The 17,243-nt window shown below is 63.9% G+C and carries 16 protein-coding genes; 3 read left to right on the forward strand and 13 right to left on the reverse strand.

The genetic code is table 11. The features are described 5' to 3' along the window. The first annotated feature begins 114 nt into the window (after positions 1 to 114). Complete coding sequence (locus tag CFB17_RS16600; RefSeq protein ID WP_088562700.1) at positions 115 to 906, forward strand: HpcH/HpaI aldolase family protein; 792 nt, start codon at positions 115 to 117, stop codon at positions 904 to 906. Between the two features lie 408 nt (positions 907 to 1,314). Here the strand turns inward: CFB17_RS16600 and CFB17_RS16605 are convergent, their stop codons facing one another. The 6 genes from CFB17_RS16605 to CFB17_RS16630 all read right to left on the reverse strand — a co-directional run bounded on the left by CFB17_RS16605 (position 1,315) and on the right by CFB17_RS16630 (position 8,816). Further along, positions 1,315 to 1,638 carry a hypothetical protein gene (locus CFB17_RS16605; protein ID WP_088562701.1) on the reverse strand — a complete coding sequence of 108 codons (324 nt, stop codon included), beginning with the start codon at positions 1,636 to 1,638 and terminating at the stop codon, positions 1,315 to 1,317. Between the two features lie 165 nt (positions 1,639 to 1,803). Next, positions 1,804 to 2,616 (reverse strand): class I SAM-dependent methyltransferase, encoded by an 813-nt coding sequence (locus CFB17_RS16610; RefSeq protein ID WP_088562702.1) that lies wholly within the window; start codon positions 2,614 to 2,616, stop codon positions 1,804 to 1,806. Between the two features lie 297 nt (positions 2,617 to 2,913). Further along, complete coding sequence (locus CFB17_RS16615) at positions 2,914 to 4,212, reverse strand: cation:proton antiporter (protein ID WP_088562740.1); 1,299 nt, start codon at positions 4,210 to 4,212, stop codon at positions 2,914 to 2,916. A 256-nt stretch (positions 4,213 to 4,468) separates the two neighbouring features. Then, entirely contained in the window at positions 4,469 to 5,476 is a 1,008-nt protein-coding gene (locus CFB17_RS16620) for an SDR family NAD(P)-dependent oxidoreductase (RefSeq protein WP_207762147.1), read from the reverse strand. A 325-nt stretch (positions 5,477 to 5,801) separates the two neighbouring features. Continuing rightward, positions 5,802 to 7,772, reverse strand: coding sequence for a primary-amine oxidase (locus CFB17_RS16625; protein WP_088562704.1), 1,971 nt, complete (start codon positions 7,770 to 7,772; stop codon positions 5,802 to 5,804). Between the two features lie 108 nt (positions 7,773 to 7,880). Continuing rightward, positions 7,881 to 8,816, reverse strand: coding sequence for an AEC family transporter (locus tag CFB17_RS16630; protein ID WP_088562705.1), 936 nt, complete (start codon positions 8,814 to 8,816; stop codon positions 7,881 to 7,883). Positions 8,817 to 8,911: 95 nt separating this feature from the next. On the opposite strand from CFB17_RS16630, the gene CFB17_RS16635 reads away from it, so the two are divergent. Then, positions 8,912 to 9,817 carry a LysR substrate-binding domain-containing protein gene (locus CFB17_RS16635; RefSeq protein WP_088562706.1) on the forward strand — a complete coding sequence of 302 codons (906 nt, stop codon included), beginning with the start codon at positions 8,912 to 8,914 and terminating at the stop codon, positions 9,815 to 9,817. On the opposite strand, the gene CFB17_RS16640 is transcribed toward CFB17_RS16635, so the two are convergent. Together CFB17_RS16640 and CFB17_RS16645 are read right to left on the reverse strand one after the other, a co-directional pair. Further along, positions 9,814 to 10,236, reverse strand: coding sequence for a hypothetical protein (locus tag CFB17_RS16640; protein WP_088562707.1), 423 nt, complete (start codon positions 10,234 to 10,236; stop codon positions 9,814 to 9,816). The two genes, CFB17_RS16635 and CFB17_RS16640, sit on opposite strands and share 4 nt — an antisense overlap. Before the next feature lie 74 nt (positions 10,237 to 10,310). Next, a complete protein-coding gene (locus CFB17_RS16645; RefSeq protein WP_165769669.1) occupies positions 10,311 to 10,685 on the reverse strand; it encodes a response regulator in 375 nt (124 codons plus the stop codon). 265 nt (positions 10,686 to 10,950) lie between these two features. On the opposite strand from CFB17_RS16645, the gene CFB17_RS16650 reads away from it, so the two are divergent. Beyond that, positions 10,951 to 11,721 (forward strand): metallophosphoesterase, encoded by a 771-nt coding sequence (locus CFB17_RS16650; protein WP_088562709.1) that lies wholly within the window; start codon positions 10,951 to 10,953, stop codon positions 11,719 to 11,721. On the opposite strand, the gene rbsK is transcribed toward CFB17_RS16650, so the two are convergent. Genes rbsK through CFB17_RS16675 form a run of 5 tightly spaced genes read right to left on the reverse strand, consistent with a single transcriptional unit; the run spans position 11,700 to position 17,222 of the window. Next, the gene (gene rbsK, locus CFB17_RS16655) at positions 11,700 to 12,620 is read right to left on the reverse strand and encodes a ribokinase (RefSeq protein ID WP_088562710.1); all 921 of its coding nucleotides are present in this window, start codon (positions 12,618 to 12,620) and stop codon (positions 11,700 to 11,702) included. The genes CFB17_RS16650 and rbsK overlap by 22 nt on opposite strands. A gap of 12 nt (positions 12,621 to 12,632) precedes the next feature. Further along, positions 12,633 to 13,712 carry an aldose 1-epimerase family protein gene (locus CFB17_RS16660; protein ID WP_088562711.1) on the reverse strand — a complete coding sequence of 360 codons (1,080 nt, stop codon included), beginning with the start codon at positions 13,710 to 13,712 and terminating at the stop codon, positions 12,633 to 12,635. Positions 13,713 to 13,770: 58 nt separating this feature from the next. Further along, positions 13,771 to 14,757 (reverse strand): ABC transporter permease, encoded by a 987-nt coding sequence (locus CFB17_RS16665; protein WP_088562712.1) that lies wholly within the window; start codon positions 14,755 to 14,757, stop codon positions 13,771 to 13,773. Positions 14,758 to 14,760: 3 nt separating this feature from the next. Further along, complete coding sequence (locus CFB17_RS16670; protein WP_088562713.1) at positions 14,761 to 15,726, reverse strand: ABC transporter permease; 966 nt, start codon at positions 15,724 to 15,726, stop codon at positions 14,761 to 14,763. Continuing rightward, on the reverse strand, positions 15,726 to 17,222 hold the full coding sequence (locus CFB17_RS16675) for a sugar ABC transporter ATP-binding protein (RefSeq protein WP_088562714.1): 1,497 nt from the start codon (positions 17,220 to 17,222) through the stop codon (positions 15,726 to 15,728). Before CFB17_RS16675 ends, CFB17_RS16670 begins: the two co-directional genes overlap by 1 nt. Positions 17,223 to 17,243: the final 21 nt, after the last annotated feature.

Consider the following 17,243-nt stretch of genomic DNA (forward strand, 5'->3'; position numbering starts at 1 on the left):
GAGCGGCGCTGGCCTCGAGGTCCGCGCCGCCTCGCCGTCATTTCTACGGCACGAAAGCAATCATCATTTTGTGCCGTCTTCCGAAGATTTCCATAGGAACTGGAGAGCGAAACAATGCGGACTAATAATGCGCGCGTTGCCTGGAAAGAGAAAAAGAGCGTCTATAACGGCTGGCTGATGATCCCTTCTTCTGTGTCGGCCGAGCAGATGGCGCGCCAGGGCTGGGACAGCGTCACGATCGATATGCAGCACGGCATGATCGACTATTCCGACGCGTTGCGGATGTTGCAGGCGATCTCGGTCACCGATGCCACGCCCTTCGTCCGCGTTCCCTCCCTGGAATCGGGCATTGTCGGCAAGATGCTCGATGCCGGCGCCTATGGCATCATCTGCCCGATGGTGAACACGCGCGAGCAGTGCGAGTATTTCGTCCGCAGCTGCCGCTACGCACCTGTCGGCCATCGCAGCATGGGGCCGGTGCGCGCCACAATGTATGGCGGTCCAGATTACGCCACCTACGCCAACGAGACCGTCATCGCCATGGCGATGATCGAGACCCGCGAGGCCATGGATAATCTCGATGAGATTCTATCCACGCCGGGTCTCGATGCCATCTTTGTCGGCCCCTCGGATCTGTCCGTGTCGATGGGTTACAAGCCCGGCTTCGATCCGCGCTTTCCGGAAGTCTATGCGGCGATCGAACGGGTTGCCGAGGCCTGCAAGCGCCACGGCGTCGTCGCTGGCATCCATACCGGGACGGTCGAATACACGCGCGAGATGGAGGCGCTGGGTTACCAGTTCTTCGCTTTCCTGAGCGAGTTCCGCTTCATGTCCATGGCCGGCAACAAGTTCCTTTCGGAACTGCGTGCCGAGGCCCCCAAGACCGCCGATCCCAAGAGCTATTGATGGCTCGGGGCCGCTGACGGGATGCGGCCCCGGTTCGTGCGGCGGCAGCGACCTGGCGGCCCTGATTGCTAGGCCGGGACGATCGAACAATGGTCCCGGGCCGTGCCTCTGGCGGTCGTATTGGGCCCCTCAGGGATCGTTGATCCAGCGGTTCTCGCGGCGTGTGCCCCTATGGCTCCCGTCGGGAACCGGACGTTCCAAGGTGCGATTCCGCCGATGATTCCCCGCGGTTCGTCAAGGCTCGGGCAGACCGGCGTCGCCGCGAATGCCTGTTGCATGACCTTGCCCAAAAAGGCGGGTTCCTCGGTTTGGCGTCAGACTTTTCGAGAAAGATGTCGACGCGGTTATCGTTTTCGTAACGGATATCAATTCGGCGGTGTCGGGCAGCGGACGGCCAATGCGAGCGCGTCAGTTCGGCTTGTCGCGTCCCGATCGGACAGCTGTGGGTTGCGTCCGTCCGGCATTGGAAGCCGCCAGCCGCATATTGTCTTCCTGCGTCTTGATGAAGTCGAAGAGACCTTCGGCCAGTTGGCGCGCGCCTTTGACCGGCATGGCGAGGCGCCCGACGACCACGCGATTGAGCGAGCTTGGCGACGTCGAGTGGTTCACCTTGGGGGCCGCGAAGGTGATGTAAACGACACCCTCATGAGCGAAAAATCCGACGGCATCCGCCGCGAACAGCTCGGGTGCATTGGGATTATCGACCAAGGGAACGGCTGGCGGCTTCGTCAACGGTCACATTCCTTACTGCGGCGTCAGAAATGTGTAGCACGGCGGATTGGATTTTCTCGCCCATCACGCGTATCCTGGTAGGATTATAGCTATTTCAGGTTAGGATAGCGATCACTACACCGCGCGCCGATCACTGCGGCGCCGTGCACGCGCGGCCCTAGGCCATCAAGCGGTCTTGCGGGCCACGTAATGCAGGCAGTCGACGTCTTCCAGTTCGACCCGGCCAAGGGCCGGGCTTCCGGTGACGTTGTCGAAGCAGGCCTCCACGACAAAGCCGTGCTGCTCCAATTCGCCGATTTGCTCGCTGAGCGATGTGTAGCGGCCAATCAGCCCGCAGAAATGCGCGGCGATCGGCCGAAGCGACGTCTTCTCGGTCTCCCGCACCAAGCTGCGGCTCTGTTGCATGTTGCGCAGACTGACCAAAGTTTCCCTCACCCAGCGCAGGAGGAGGTTCGGTTGCAAGACTTCCGCCGAGCTGGGTAGCCGGAGGAGCCTGCGGTCGGACCGCCCCTCATGGTTAAGAGAGGAGAAGCAAAAGAGGCCGCCCGGTTCGAGGACACGATGGACCTCCCGCAAGATCTGCGAGCGACCGGTGTCGCCCACTGAATCGATGCCGTTATAGCTGAAGCTGACCAATCCGAACGTGCCATCGGCGAAGTCAAGCCTGCGGGCATCCATCTCACGAAGATCCACGCCCGGATGATTTTCCTGCGCGCGACGCAGTAAGGCCGGCGTGTAGTCGATGCCGACATAGGCGGAGGAGAATGCCCGCATCATCGGGACCGTACGCCCCCCGCCGACGCCGATATCGAGCAGCGGACCATGGGCACCGACCGCCCGCGCATAGTCGAAACAGGCGCGTTCGCCCGGGTCCAGCCAGCCCGTGACGCTGCCATACTCTTTGACCACCCGGGAGTCGCCATAGGTACGTCTGTTGATCCGGTCGATCTCGTATTCCGCAGGATCTGTCGACCTCATTGCGCCGCACCTGTCGTTCGATCTTGTGTCAAGCGAACCCGTTCGTGCGGTTGGGTGGAAAGAGTGATGGCCGGAATCTCGGTCTTCTTACAACTTAAGGTGCAACCCGGCCGCGTCGACCACGTGACTGCTTGTCCACAGGCTCGGGGATAGAGTTGGGGATACCGCATTGAATGACGGCTGTTACCCACTCTGTAAAAGAGCGCACCACGCACCAGACCAAATTGTAGCATGAGCCGCGAGAAAATTCCATTTGTGGTTGACGCCGACGTCTTGATCAGGACCAGCAGCCCGGGATCATGACCCGTTTTCGTGAGGTCCGGCATGGGGCGCGCCCAAACCAGTCGTAAGGCCTTGGCGCCCGTGCGGCTGACGACCTTGGACCAGCTCGAACAATGGAGCCGCCATCAAGGTCGTCAAGATCGTCATTACAACGAGAATAGCAAAAAAAGTCGGTCCGACCAGTCCGCGTTGCAGGCCGATATTAATGATGATGAGTTCCATCAGGCCGCGGGCGTTCATGAGCGCGCCGATGCCGAGCGCGGTCCGACCGTCCTGGCCCGTCAGCCGCGCCGCGGCCCAGCAGGCGCCGCCTTTAGCAAGTATGGAGGCGGCTAAGATGGCGAGGCTGACGAAGACGAGACTGCTGTCGCTCACCAGGAAGAGCTGCGTATTCAGGCCGGAGAAGGTGAAGAAGCAGGGCAGCAGGACGATGACCGTGAAGGGCTCTAACTGGTGCCGCAGCGTGTCGCTAAAGCGTCCCTTCGGCATGGCGACGCCTAAGAGGAAACCGCCAAAGACAGCATGCATGCCGACCCAGTCCATCGTGAAGGCCGCGAGCATGAAGAGGCCCAGGGCTATGGCGAGCTCGAGCTCGCCCAAGGTGCCGGTGCGCTCGAGCCGGCGGCCGAGCGGCGCCAGGAGCCGTGGCCCCAGCCAGAGCACGACCAGCGCGAAGATGCTGGCACCGCTGACCGCCTTGACGACGACGAGCGGCCCGTCGCCGAATGTTGCGAGGACAATGGCAAGAATGATCCACGCGCCGGCATCGTCGATCGCGCCGGCCGCCAGCGCCAGCATGCCCAGCGGGCTGTCCGACAAGCCGCGCTCGTGGATGATGCGCGCAAGCATGGGAAAGGCGGTGATCGAGATGCAGGCGCCCAGGAACAGGGTCGCCTGCATAACCGTCAGCTGCGGCGCGAATAGACCCGGATGCCCCATCAGCCAGGGCGTCATCAAGATCGCAACGAGGAACGGCGCGGCTATTCCCGAGAGCGAGACGACGCCCGCACTCATGATCCGCGTGCGGAATTCGTCGCTCCGAAACCCAAGGCCCACCAGGAACATATAGAGACCGACGCCCAGCTGGGCGGCGACATAGAGCACACCCCTGGCCTCGGGCGGAAAGATCGTTGCCTGCAAGCTAGGTGCGAACAAGCCCAGGAGGGATGGACCGAGAACAACACCGGCCATCATTTCGCCCACAACCTGCGGCTGGCCCAGGAAGCGCCGTGCTAGCCATCCGACGAATCGACAGGTCGCGATGATCACAAATAGTTCGAGGAAAAAAATGACACTGAGTTGAGCCGGCGACATGGCATCCCCAAGAAATATCCTGCCGCCATGCGTATCCTGTCCTGAGGGAATGACAAGGATCGTGGGATAGGCGCGCTGGCCTGTCGGCAATGACCGGGCCGCCATCGACGTCGATCAGAGGGATGCCAGCCGGCTGGGCGAACGCGCTACCGCCCAGATCGAACAGGATGATCGATGGGAGCGGGAGGTCGCAGAAGTCAGCCCGATCGCGTCACGCTGCGACAGGCTGGTCGAGCTCGGCCGGCCAAGGGGATGATCAGGCCGGATCGGCATCGACCGAGGCGGTGAGCGCGGCCTCGGCGTCGAACCATGCGACGAAGCGATCCAGACCCGTCGCCAGGTCGGTGCGCGGCTGCCAGTCGAGGTCGCGGCGCGTGGCTTCAATGTCGGCCATCGTCGTCTCTACGTCTCCCGGCTGCATCGGTGCTAGCTCGATCCGGGCTGACTGCCCGAGCGCTGCTTCCAGGAGGCGGACGAAGGTACGAAGCTCGACCGGATCGGCATGGCCCAGATTATAGAGGCGATGGGGCACGGGCAGGCTCGTGGGTGGTCGCGCCAGCGCCTGCAAGACGCCCTCGACGATATCGTCCACATAGGTGAAGTCGCGACGCATGCGCCCCTGGTTATAGAGCCGGATCGGCCGGTTCCGCCGGATCGCGGCGGCAAAGCGCCAATAGGCCATGTCCGGCCGGCCCCAGGGACCATAGACGGTGAAGAAGCGCAGGCCGGTCTGCGGGATGCCATAGAGGCTGGCATAGCTCTGGCTCAAGAGCTCGTCGCAACGCTTGGTAGCGGCATAGAGCGAAACGGGGCACTCGACGGGGTCGCCCACGGCGAAGGGCACCTTCTCGTTGCCGCCATAGACCGAGCTGGAGCTCGCATAGACCAGATGGGTGAGGGCCGGCAGGTGATGCCGGCAGAGCTCGAGGATCACCATGTGGCCCACGAGATTGCTTTGGACGTAGGCGAAGGGGTCGGCAAGCGAATGGCGGACGCCGGCCTGGGCTGCCAGATGCACGACGGACGAGACGCTGGCGCCGTGCGCGCGGCCGATATGCTCCATCGCCTGGCGATCGGCGATGTCGCCGGCCATGAAGGTGAAGCCCTTCCGGGCGTTGAGCCTTGCAAGGCGCGCCTCCTTCAGGCGAGGCGTGTAATAGGCGTTCATGTCGTCGACACCGATGACTTCGGCCCCGGCCTTCAGTAGGGCCAGGCACACATGCATGCCGATGAACCCGGCAGCGCCGGTTACCAGAACGCTCAACGACCTCATTCTCCCGCATTGGCATAAGCCGGCCCCATCGGGCGCGGCCGTCCAAGTATAGCGGCTGGCCCGGCGCGCGTCGCCCGGCGTCGCTCACCCTGACTGGAGCATGGCTGTGACACCAGCCCAGATCGTTGGGGGCTCGGCCGCACATTGCAGCCGTGATCTTGCAAAGGAACCTAGGCCATGCGGCGGATAGCTTGGATGCCGCGCTTGAAACACGCCGGCCGTGGGGGCCGCTACGTCACCAGTTGGACATCGACGGCCGGTCAGATCGTGCCGGAATGACTCGAGGCGCTGGCCGGCCCTCAGGAGCGGCGGTGGATCAGCGCGTGCAGCAAGCCGCATGGCGGCTGGCGCCGTTGGTCTGCGCTGGGAGATCCATGCAGGGATTTTGGTCGAAGAAGCCGCTCGGGACCAGTTTAAAGCCGGTCGTGATCACCGGCTGGACGGGGAAATCCTCCGGGCGCGGCTGGTGGTGCAGGCCAAAGACGTGCCAGGCTACGATGTCCTGGCCAGCCAGCGGCCGATCCTTGGCTACATAGCTGGGCAGGCCTTCCTCGCCCGTGGAATGGTTCACATAGTCGCCGGTCGGATAGCGTTCCTCGGGGTCGAAGGCGGTGACCCAGAGCTGCTTCTGCATGAAAGCGGCCCGCTTGCCCGAATAGGAGCGGGGCTGGAAGAAGGGAGTGAGCGCGTCGCCCGCATGCAGCTTGTAGCCGGTGGGCTCGCCCACTTGGTTGAGCTTGTTCGGGTTGATGAACTTCCAACTGCGCATCGTCGCCTGATTGATCGTTCGTTGCGCCTCCGATTCACGCTCCAGTACGCGGCCTTGTTGATAGAAGGCGTTGCCCCACGGATTGGTCGGTCCCTCGGGCTCGGCGAAGGTTTCGAGCTCGACCACGGAGTTGCACTCGCCATCGATCGCCAGATCCATGCGCACGCAGAAGGCGTGCTGGTGGATCTGGCCCTGCACGCCCGGCACGACCTCCTGGGCGTATTTGTCCTTCTGGCCCGGCTGGCTGGCCGCCGTGTTGATCATGCCGGTGGCCTTCATCTCGAACTCGATGGTGCCATCCAGATAGAGATACCAATATGAGCCATACTCGTAATTGCCGACCGTCGAGATCGAGGAGATGACAAGGCGTCGGTTGCGGCGCACCTCGGCGCGCTCTGTGCGAAAATCCGTGTGCTTCCAGAGGATACCCGCATCCTCCTCGTGGATGCAGATCGCATTGTCGATCTTGTAGGGATTGCCCGACATGTCGTTCAGCCAGGCATCCAGATACTGGATGGCGCCAAGGCAATCGCAGCCGAGCGTCAAGGGGTTCGCCAGGGAGCCCAGGCCGTACTCGCCGATGTCGAAGACGTTCTTGCGGAAATGGCCGCCGTTGGGCGAACCGTAGGGTACCACCATCTCGGCCAGCGAGAGGCGATAGAAGGTGGGCCTCCCGTCATAGCGTAGATCGTGCAGTGTCAAGCCCTCGCGCGCATTGAAGCCGATCAGTACTTGCCATTTGTGCCAGGTGATCACCCGCCCATCCAAGGCGAAGCTGACCCCTTCGGGCTGGACGATGTCGATGGGCTTGAGCGTCTCGACCGTCTTGGTCTGAAAGCGGGTCTCGTAATTATATTCGGTCGTCGGTACCGGGACCACGCCATGGTCGTCGACGCGCAGGATCTCCCAGGTCTTGATGTCGAGGACGGCGCAGATGCCCTCCAGGGGATGGGCGTAGAGATTATCGTCCTCGCGCATCCGCACCCAGGCGAACGTATGGCAAAGATGGCGGCCTTCCTCGCCCGGCAGCCCGAAGCTGCCGGCCGACCAGGGATCGACGCAGACCAGGCTCATGTCGGTGACGCCACGCTGGGCGCAGGCCGCGATGAAGGCCGGATCGGCCTTCACGACGTCCTCGATCTTGACGAACTCCTCGAGCTTGATCATCGGCCGGGCGGTCGGCAGATGGCTGAGCCCGGTGACTTCGCCAAGGTCGAGCGAGACGGTCAGCCGGTAGACACCGATCTTGCCGGCGCGAAACACATTGACCCTGGCCTGGCGGGCAAAGGCGTGGCCCTGCCGGAAGGCGCGCACCTCGGCCTTTGGCGGCTCCAGCAGCTCGATGGTTTCGAAATGGAAGGGGCCGTCCAGCTCGAGATGGCCCCGGACGATTTCTGCCGCTCGCGCGATCTCGGCAGGCGTCAATGGCTCCAGGGGGTGCCTCGGCGCCGCGACCTCCGGAATGTCCCCGGCACAGCAGCCGCGCGCTGTCGCGACGACGACATCTTCATCCAGCATCGCATCCTCCACCCCGATGAACGCCGCAGACCCTGCCGCGACGGCCTTCCTTCATCTTTCAGTCAGACAAAAAGATGAAGCAAAAGCGGTGCCAGGAACGGGCAGATTTCAAGCGGCCCAGGCGAGATAAAAGCTGATCGTCAAGACGGAGGCGATCGTCGAGGCAAGCACAACGTTGGAGGTGACGCCGGCCTCGCGACCGTAGAATTCGGCCAGCATGAAGGGGCCCGTCCCGGTCGGCAGTGCCGCCAGCAGGACGGCCGTGTGGGCAAGCAAGGGCGACAGGCCGAACACAGTGGTCGCGAGCACCCAGGTGGCAATCGGCTGCAGGACGAGCTTGAAGCCGACGAGGAGGGCAGCCCCGCTGATATCCTGTCCTTGCCTCTCCCGCTTGGCCGCCAGGAAGAGGCCCAGCGCCACCAGCGCGCAAGGCGAGGCGGCCCCGCCCAGGAGCTTTAAGAAGCTTTCCGCCGGTGCCGGGACGCTCAGGCCGGCGAGCGGGACGATGGCGCCCAGGACCGGGGCGACGAGCAGGGGATTGCGGCCAAGCGAGGCTCCCACCTTCATGAAGAGATGGGCAGGCCGCCTTTCGCTCTGCAGCCCCGTCTCTATCAGGATGATGGCGACCGCGAAGAGGAGGCAGACCGTGATGATGGTGGCGATCATGGTGGGCGCCAGCGCCTCTTGCCCGAGGGTCAAGAAGACCAGGGGAAAGCCGATGAAGCCGGTATTGGCGTAGCCGGCGTTGAGCCCGTCGATGGCGGCATCCGCCAGATGCCGAGGCCGATGCAGCCGGACGAATACGGTCAAGCAGAAGACGAGGGTGGAACCGAGCCCGAAAGCCAGGATGAAGCCGGGCTGCCAGACGTCGCTCCAGCGCGTGTGGGCGACGATGTCGAAGAGCAGGGCCGGGAGGGCCAGATAGACCACGAAGCGGTTGAGTTCCGTCGTGGCGCCCGGTCCGAGCACGCCCGTCCGGCGGGCCAGCCAGCCGGCGAAGATCAGCGCGAAGATGGGCAGGATGATGGTGAACGTCGAGAGCATGTCAAAGCCGATCGTCTTTGGAGATGGCAGACTAGGCGCCCGCTATGATATCATCCAATGCTGTTTTCCGGCTCCACTCATGCCGATTTGGTATCATGCTCGACATCCGACAGATGCGCTATTTCGTGGCCCTCGCCGAGACGCTGCATTTCGGGCGCGCGGCGCAGCGCCTGCATATCAGCCAGCCGCCCCTCAGCCGGCAGATCTCGGCGCTCGAGAAAGAGCTGGGCGTCAGTCTCCTGGAACGTCACTCTCGGCATGCGACGCTGACCCATGCCGGCCGCCGTTTCCTGGACGACGCCCGCATCGTCCTGGCCTCCTTCGATCAGGCCTGCAAGAATGCAAGGCTGGCGCAACGGGGCGAGCTCGGCGAGCTTTCGATCGGCTTTATGATGCATGCCGCCCACACGGTCCTGCCGAGCTTGGCGCGGCGCTACATGGCAAGACACCCGCAGGTCCACCTCCAGCTGCGCGAGGTCATCCCGGGGACCCTTGCCGATGCCACCCTGACCGGCCGTTTCGATGCCGCGATCATGTTCGACCCCGGTCCCATGCGCGGCCTAGAGGCGCACACCATTCATCGCGAGCATCTGTGCCTGGCGCTGCATGCGGACCATCCTCTGGCCAGCCATGCCCTGATCCGCGCGGCAGACCTCAAGGGCGAGGACCTGATCGCGACACCGGCCGAGGTGGCGCCCAAGCTCTGGGAAGCGATAAGCGGGTATTGCCGCTCCGGTGGGTTCGAGCCCAGCGTCAAGCTCGAGGTTCAACTGCAGCAGACGATCGTCAGCCTCGTCGCCGAAGATTTGGGCGTCGCGTTGGTACCGCAGTCGATGCACAAGCTGGGCATCGCCAACGTGCTCTTTCGCGAGCTCGACGATGCGCCGATGATCGAGCATGTCCTTGTCTGGCAGCCGGGCAATCTCAATCCCGCGCTGCGGCCCTTCCTCGCAGCGGCGGGCATCGATCAGCCCAAAGGCCATGTTCCCGTCAATCCCTAGATGGAGGAGTCAGGTGTTCGCCCTGGCGCATCGCCGGTCGCACCCTGACGGCGGTGATCCGGGGCGGCGCGCGGCAGGCAGAGGAAGTCCGCATCCTCAATCTCGCTCCAGGTCATGGCCAGCCAGTAGCCCGGCTGCCCGGGGGGGAGGATGTCGAGCGGTGTATGAAAGCTGTGGCAAAGCATGAAAGGCGGGTGGCCGCCGCAGCCGTCATCGCCGCTGATCGATTGGCCCTGGCCGTCGACGCAGCCATAGAGGTGGAAATCCCGCTGGCAGAGCTCCGCCGCGTGGCGTATGGCCTCAAGTGGGCCGCTGAATGCCAGCAGCACGGGATAGTCCTTGCCGCGCAGTATATAATGGACGAGGCCGTTACCAGCCCTGGCCGATCGCTCGACCGGCCGCAGGATTGTCTGGGACAAGTGCCTTCCTCCGTTATCACGGGCATCGAGGGCGTCCGATCATGTAAAGATGCGGCAAAAGAGTGAAGGTACCGTTAAGGCTGAGGCTTGTCGGCGTCGCCGCAGCCGAGAAGCCGGCGGATGCTCGCCAGCAACTGGGAAGGCGTGAACGGTTTGTGCATCACGATGTCGAATGGAAAGACGCTGTAGCGTTCCGCCAGCGCGTCGGGCCGGCCGGTGATGATGATCACAGGCGCGCCAGGATGCCGGGCGCGAAAATGCCGTGCCACCTCGACACCGTCGCGACTACCCGGCATGTGAAAGTCGGTGACCAGGACGGCAAAGCGCTCGGGCGCTGCGTCGATGAGGGCGATCGCCTCCTCGCCATTGGCAGCCTCGTGGCAGTCAAAGCCCTCGAAACTCAACTCCTCGGTCACCATCAGGCGAATGAGGACTTCATCTTCCACCACGAGGACGGGTCCGATGGACGTTGAATTTCTCCTTGAACTCTTAACGATCCGCTGCGCGTCGGAGACGAGGGTCGAGAGACCGTCGTCGCACCGGCCGCCAGCGTGGCCGCGTCGCCAAATTTCCACCGCGGGGGACATGGCCGCGACGCTGCCCGCCACCGCTACGAGTGAGTTAGGCCACCCCATACGCCGACGTCAGGCCCATCACTCGAAGGGCTTCCGGTTGTGAGGCCTGCTCGCGCGATTGTGAGGGGAGCATAGCAGCATGGGAACGTCTCTCGATGCTCCGAATGACCGCATGAGCGATACCGTCTTTCCGCCGCCGGGCGTCGGCGGCCTCCGGCTCATCGGCGACGTGCATGGCGAGATAGAGCTTTTGGCGTCACGCCTCGACGAAGCGGACCGAATGGGCCTGGCGGTTCTTCTCCTGGGCGACCTCGTCGATCGCGGCCCGGACAGCGTCGCGGTGGTCCGGCTGGTTCTGGCGAGGGCTGAGGCGGGCATGCTCGACATGGTGCCGGGCAATCACGACGACAAACTCTGGCGCCACGTGGCCGGCCGCCCGGTCGACACCGATGGCGAGATCGGGCAGACCCTTGCGGCTTTTGCCAACGCGTTTGATGGTCAGGCTTTGCTCCGGCGCTTTGCGGCCTTCGTCGGAACCCGGCCGCTTTGGCGCCGCGTGGGTGATCTCTTCTGCGTCCATGCGGGCTTTGCGCCGGCCATGCTGGCGGAAAAATCGCCGCCGACCCTGCGCGATACGCCAGCGCGGCTGCGACCGCTGCGCCACACGGCGCTCTACGGTGCCGGGCCCATGATCGGCGGCCGGGTCATGCGAAGCTATGACTGGATCGACACCATCCCCAACGGCCTCGTCGTCGTGATCGGCCACGACATCGTCTCGCGCCAGACGATCGTCATGCGCGAGGGACGGGCAGGGGGCCGGCTGATCCATCTCGACACGGGCGCCGCCACTGGCGGCATTCTTTCCCATCTCGACATCGACATGCCATCTCAGACCGGCAAGAAAGCCTGAAGCTCGGCCAGTGTGCCATAGGATTTCTGCGTGCCGCGTCGCGTGATCGAATGCGCGGCATAGCGGGCGGCCGTCTTCAGCGCGTCTTCGACCGGCAGGCCATCGCAGAGAAAATGCGCGAAGCTGCCGATGAAGGCATCGCCCGCACCTGTCGTGTCGACCGGCGTCACCTTCAAGGGTTCGATGAACAGCGTACGGTCGGCCTCGAAGAGGAGCGCCCCCTTGCCGCCCATCGTGACGATGACGGTGCCGATGCCCTTGGCCATCAGCGATCGGGCGGCGGCCTCGGTGGACTCCCTGCTGTCCACCTTCATGCCCGAAAGGATGGCGAGCTCGGTCTCGTTTGGCACGAGGAAGCTCACGTCCTTGATGCGCTCGGGATCGAGGCTGTCGACGGCCGGGGCGGGGTTCAAGAGCGTGCGCACGCCAGCTTCCTTCGCCCAGGCGATGACGTGGTAGACGGTCTCGACCGGGATCTCCATCTGCATGAGAATAAGGTCGGCTTTGGCAAGCTCGGCCGCCGCTTTGTCGACGTCCTTGGGCTTCAGCTCGTTATTGGCCCCCTTGATGATGAGGATCGAGTTCTCGCCCGAGGGCTCGACGAAGATGGGGGCAACGCCACTCGAGAGGCCCTCGACGATGCCCACGTGCCGCGTGTCGATACCATTCGCCTTGAAATTCTCGAGCGTGGCCTTGCCGAACGTGTCGTCGCCCACCTTGGTTATCATGAGGACGTCGCTGCCGAGCCTTGCTGCCGCGACCGCCTGGTTGGCGCCCTTGCCGCCATGGCCCATCTCGAAGCGAGGCGCCTCCAGGGTCTCGCCAGCAACCGGCATGCGATCCAGGTAGGTGACAAGGTCCACCATGTTGCTGCCGACGACGGCGATGAGACCGGCCATGTGCTTTATCCTTTAAAGCGCTTGAATGTGGGCCTGGGCCCTCTCGGCCATCGCGGCATCGAGATAGCCAAGCCTGACCTTGAACCCCGCTGTGGCGTTGCCGGCCAGGCTGCGCACGTTGCCCTTGCGCTGCTCGGCGGCATAACCCTCGGGCTCGCAGGTCGAAGGCAGGGCGATGGCGCAGACCGACTGGTCGCTATTGGCGAGGATCCAGCGGACCGTCTTGGGGAACTGGTCCGGATCATAGGCGATCGAGAAGCCGTCGCCTTCGCGTCGGCGCAGCATGACATGGGTCAGCCCCAGCGTGTCCCGTCCCAAGCCCTCGAGATAGAAGCATTGCTCGGGATCATAGCGTTCGGGCTCGTCCAGGACGGCACTCCTGGAGGGATCTGCCGCGAGTTCGTCGATGAAGGCAAGGTAAGCGGGATTGGGACGCACATGCGCCGGCACGGCAAGGCGGACCCTGGTCCGCTCCGGTGTGAAGGGGGCTGGCTGGATGATCCGGCCGCCCGGCGCATAGGCGAAATTCACATGCGCCATGTACATGAGGTCCATGGGCTGGGCGGAGAGGTTGGTGACCTCGAGCTCGATCGTAAAGAGCGTCGAATCCGGGCGCAGCGTGACCCGCGGCCGGGCGGCGTAATGGGCGCCGAAGCCCATGACATATTCATAGAGTCCCGTGACCGCGAGATAGGGGCCCTCGCCGTCATGACCGGTCTCGAGGCCGGCTTCGTCCATGGCGGCTGTCGCGAACTCGCCATGCGCCTCGTGATCGTCCTCAGGCGCCGGAACACCGTTGCGCAGAAGGCCGCTGTGGAAGGCAAAGCAGCCATAGGTCTCGGCGATCGAGCGGGCCGGTCGGGGGGCCTTGAACATGTTCTTCATGGTGAGATCGACGCCATCGAAGATCGCGTCCCAGATGATCTGGCCCATGAAGGGCAGCACGACCAGATGGCCCCGGTCGTTGGCGATCTGGATGGCCTCGACGCCGGTCGGGTAGCGGAAGATCGATGCCCGCAGCCCTCGGGTCTGCAGAATGACGCGCGCATGCTCGTTGAAGAAGGTGCGCTCGAGCCTGACACTGGTAATCATGCCGCTGATCCAATCTCTCATTCCTGTCGCCGGGCCACCCTTACCTTGAGCCGCCTTTCTAACGTCCTCTGGCGCGATATGCATTGAGGGCGATGACGGCGATCAGGAAGGCGCCCCAGATGAAGTCGATCAGATGGTTGGAAAATCGCAGGATCTGGAAGCCTGAGGAGAGCAGCATCAAGGCGGTCACGGCGATCGTCACGCCAAGGACGCTGCCCCGCCCGCCGGCCGGATTGGTGCCGCCCAGAACCGCCACCAGCACCGCCTGCAGGAGATAGGACGTGCCATAGTCCGATTTCGCGGCGTTCGTGCGGCCCGAGAGGAGGATGCCGGCCATCGAGGCCAGCACGCCCGAGAGCATGTAGGAGAAAAGGATCATCCTGGCGTTGCGCAGGCCGGCGAAGACCGCGGCCTTGGGGTTGGTGCCGATCAGCATGAGCTTCACGCCAAAGCTGGTCCGGCTCAGCATGAAGGCGATCAGGAGTGCTACGACGATGAAGATCAGGAGAGGCAGGGGCACGCCCAGGAGCTTGCCGTTGCCGATGAAGCCCCAGCCGGGCGGAAAGCCGACGATGGCCGGGCCGCCGGTCAGAACGACGGCGAAGCCGGTGAAGAGCTGGCCCGTGCCGAGTGTCGCCAGGATCGGCGTGATCTTGAGGCGCGAGATCAAGAGCCCGTTCAGTGTGCCGGCCAGAAGGCCGGTCGACATCGCGATGAGGACGGCCAAAGTGAGCCGGATCGCGGCGTAGGCCAGGCTGGCGTCCGGGGTGGCTGGCATGACTTTCAGGAAGAAGACGCCGGCCAGGATGCCCGAGAGGTTGGCGATGCCGACGACGGAGAGATCGATGCCGCCGGTCAGCATCGCGATCATCATGGCGATCGAGATGATGCCAAGTTCGGGCGCGATGAAGGCCAGCGATTCGAAATTATAGTAGCGCAGGAAGCGGGGGCTGGCCCAGCTCATCGCCAGGAAGACGATGAGCGTGATGATGACCAGCTGGATGATCGTCTCGTGCGTCTTGGCGAAGCTCGTGATCTTCTGCATGGGTCAGGCTCCGAGCTTCTTGCGATCGCGCAGCGCGGTCAGCGCCGTTGCCACGATGATGATCAGGCCCACGGCCACGAGCTGCCAGGTGGTCTCGATGCCGAGGATGATCAGGCTGTTCTTGACCATCACCAGCATGAACACGCCAAGCAGCGTGCCGATCACGCTGCCCCGGCCACCGAAGATCGAGGCGCCGCCCAGGACGACCGCCGCGATCACGTCGAGCTCAAGGCCGATGAAGTCGCGCGGATTGGCCAGCCAGCTCATGGAGCTGTGCAGGAGGCCGGCGAACCCGGCCAGCGCCCCCGCCAGCGCATAGACGACGAAGATCGTCTTGCGGGTATCGAAGCCCACGCGCGAGGCGCTCTCAGGGTCGCCACCATAGGCATAAATCGAGCGGCCGAGCATGGTCCGGGTCAGGAACAGATGCACGAGGATGGCCAGGGCCAGGTAGATGAAGAGCATGACCGTGAGCGAGGCGCCGCCCAGGTTGATGACCGTCCGGCCGAAGGCGATGAGGCTCTGCGGCATACGGTCGATATTGACGATGCTGGTGCCGACGACGCCATTGAGGAGCCCGCGCACGATGCTGGCCGTTCCCAGCGTCACGATCAAAGGGATCATCTTGAAGGTGCGGATGAAGAAGGCGTTCATGAGGCCAAGAAGGAGGCCGATCAGCGTCGCCGCGATGAAGGGCAGGATCACGCCCTCATAGCCCAGTCCCACCATGGCGCGGACCGTCAGATACATGGCGGCCACGGCGAAGGCCGGGAACGACACGTCGATGCCGCCAGAGATCATCACCGTGAGGACGCCCAGCGCCATGATGCCGATGACGACGTTTTGGCGCAGCAGGCTGAAGAGGTTCTCGAGGTTCCAAAAGGCGGGGTTGATCAGGCCGATGATGATCATCGCCAGGATCAGGATGAGGGCGATGACGACCTCGGAGCGAGCAAGGAGCCTCTTCATCAGCGCAGCGCCTTCAGCTTGGCGGCGAGCTGGTCTTCGTTGACCGATGCCGAGGCCAGGGTCTCAACGATCGCCCCCTTGTGCATAAGAAGGATCCGGTTGCTGTTGTGCACGAGCTCGGGCAGGTCGTCGGAGATCATCAGGATCGAAAGTCCCCGCTCGCGGGCGAGTGCGCGAAGCTGCTTGTGGATGAGCTCCTTGGAGCCCACGTCGACGCCCACGGTCGGGCCGTTCAAGATGAGGATCTTGGGCCCGGTCAGGAGCCAGCGGCCGATCAGGACCCGCTGGGCGTTGCCGCCCGAGAGCTGGATCACCGGACGGACGACGTCGGGTGTCGCCACCTGCATTTCGTCCACGGTCTTGAGGCTGGCCTCCCGTATTTGCCCCGATTGGAGAAGCAGTCCACGCGTCAGCCTGTCCAGGATCGAGGCGCAGAAGTTGCGCTCGATCGACTGGGTGAGGAAAAGCCCCTCGGTCAGCCGGTCCTCGGGCACGTAGGCGATGCCGGCCTCGATGGCCTCCTCCACGCTCCGGGGGTTGACCTTGACGCCATCGATGCGGATCTCGCCCTCATGGTCGGGGCGCATGCCGAAAAGTGCCGTCGCCAGCTCCGTTCGTCCGGCACCAAGGAGGCCGGCCAGGCCGACGATCTCGCCCGCCTGGATGGCAAAACTGGTGGGCTCGACGATGCCCGGTACGGCCAGCCCTTCGACCTCCAGGCGCGGCATGGCCATGGTGTCGCCCGTCCATTCGAAGGCCGACTGGTCGATGTCACGGCCGGTCATGTGACGGGTGATGCTGGCCTCGTCGAATTCGGCGGTCGGCCCCTCGGCTACCTTGCGGCCGTTTCTAAAGACGGTGATGCGCTCGGAGATTTCGAGCATCTCGCGCATCTTGTGGCTGACGAAGAGAACGGCGATGCCCTTTGCCTGGATGTCACGGACGATCTTGAAGAGGGCGTCCACCTCACGGCCGGTGAGTGCCGTGGTGGGCTCGTCCATGATGATAAGGCGGACATCGGCCATCAAAGCGCGAGCGATGGCGACCAGCTGGCGCTGCGCGGTCGAGAGGCTGCCCACTTCCGCATCCAGGTCGATGTCGATGCCAAGGCGCGCCAGCGCCTGTCGCCCGAGCTCGCGCACGCGGCTCCAGGCAACGGTCTTCCTGTTCTCGTGAAGAAGCGTGTTGAGCGCCAGGTTCTCCGCTACCTTGAGGTTCGGGAAGAGCGAGAAATCCTGGTAGATCACCTGCACGCCGGCGGCGATCGCCTCCTTCGGCGTCAGATGCGGCCGCGCGCGTCCGCCGATCCTGACCTCGCCGCCATCGGCGCGGTAGACGCCGGCGATGAGCTTGATGAGCGTCGACTTGCCCGAGCCGTTCTCACCGGCCAGGCAGTGAATCTCACCAGCGTTCAGCGTAAAGTCGATCTTGTCCAACGCCAGCACGCCGGCGAAGCGCTTCGTCGCCTGGCGAAGCTCGATGAAGGCATCCGGCATCGGCACTCTTCTGTTCTTGCA

Source organism: Arboricoccus pini (genome assembly GCF_900187945.1).
Classification (GTDB): Bacteria; Pseudomonadota; Alphaproteobacteria; order Geminicoccales; family Geminicoccaceae; genus Arboricoccus; species Arboricoccus pini.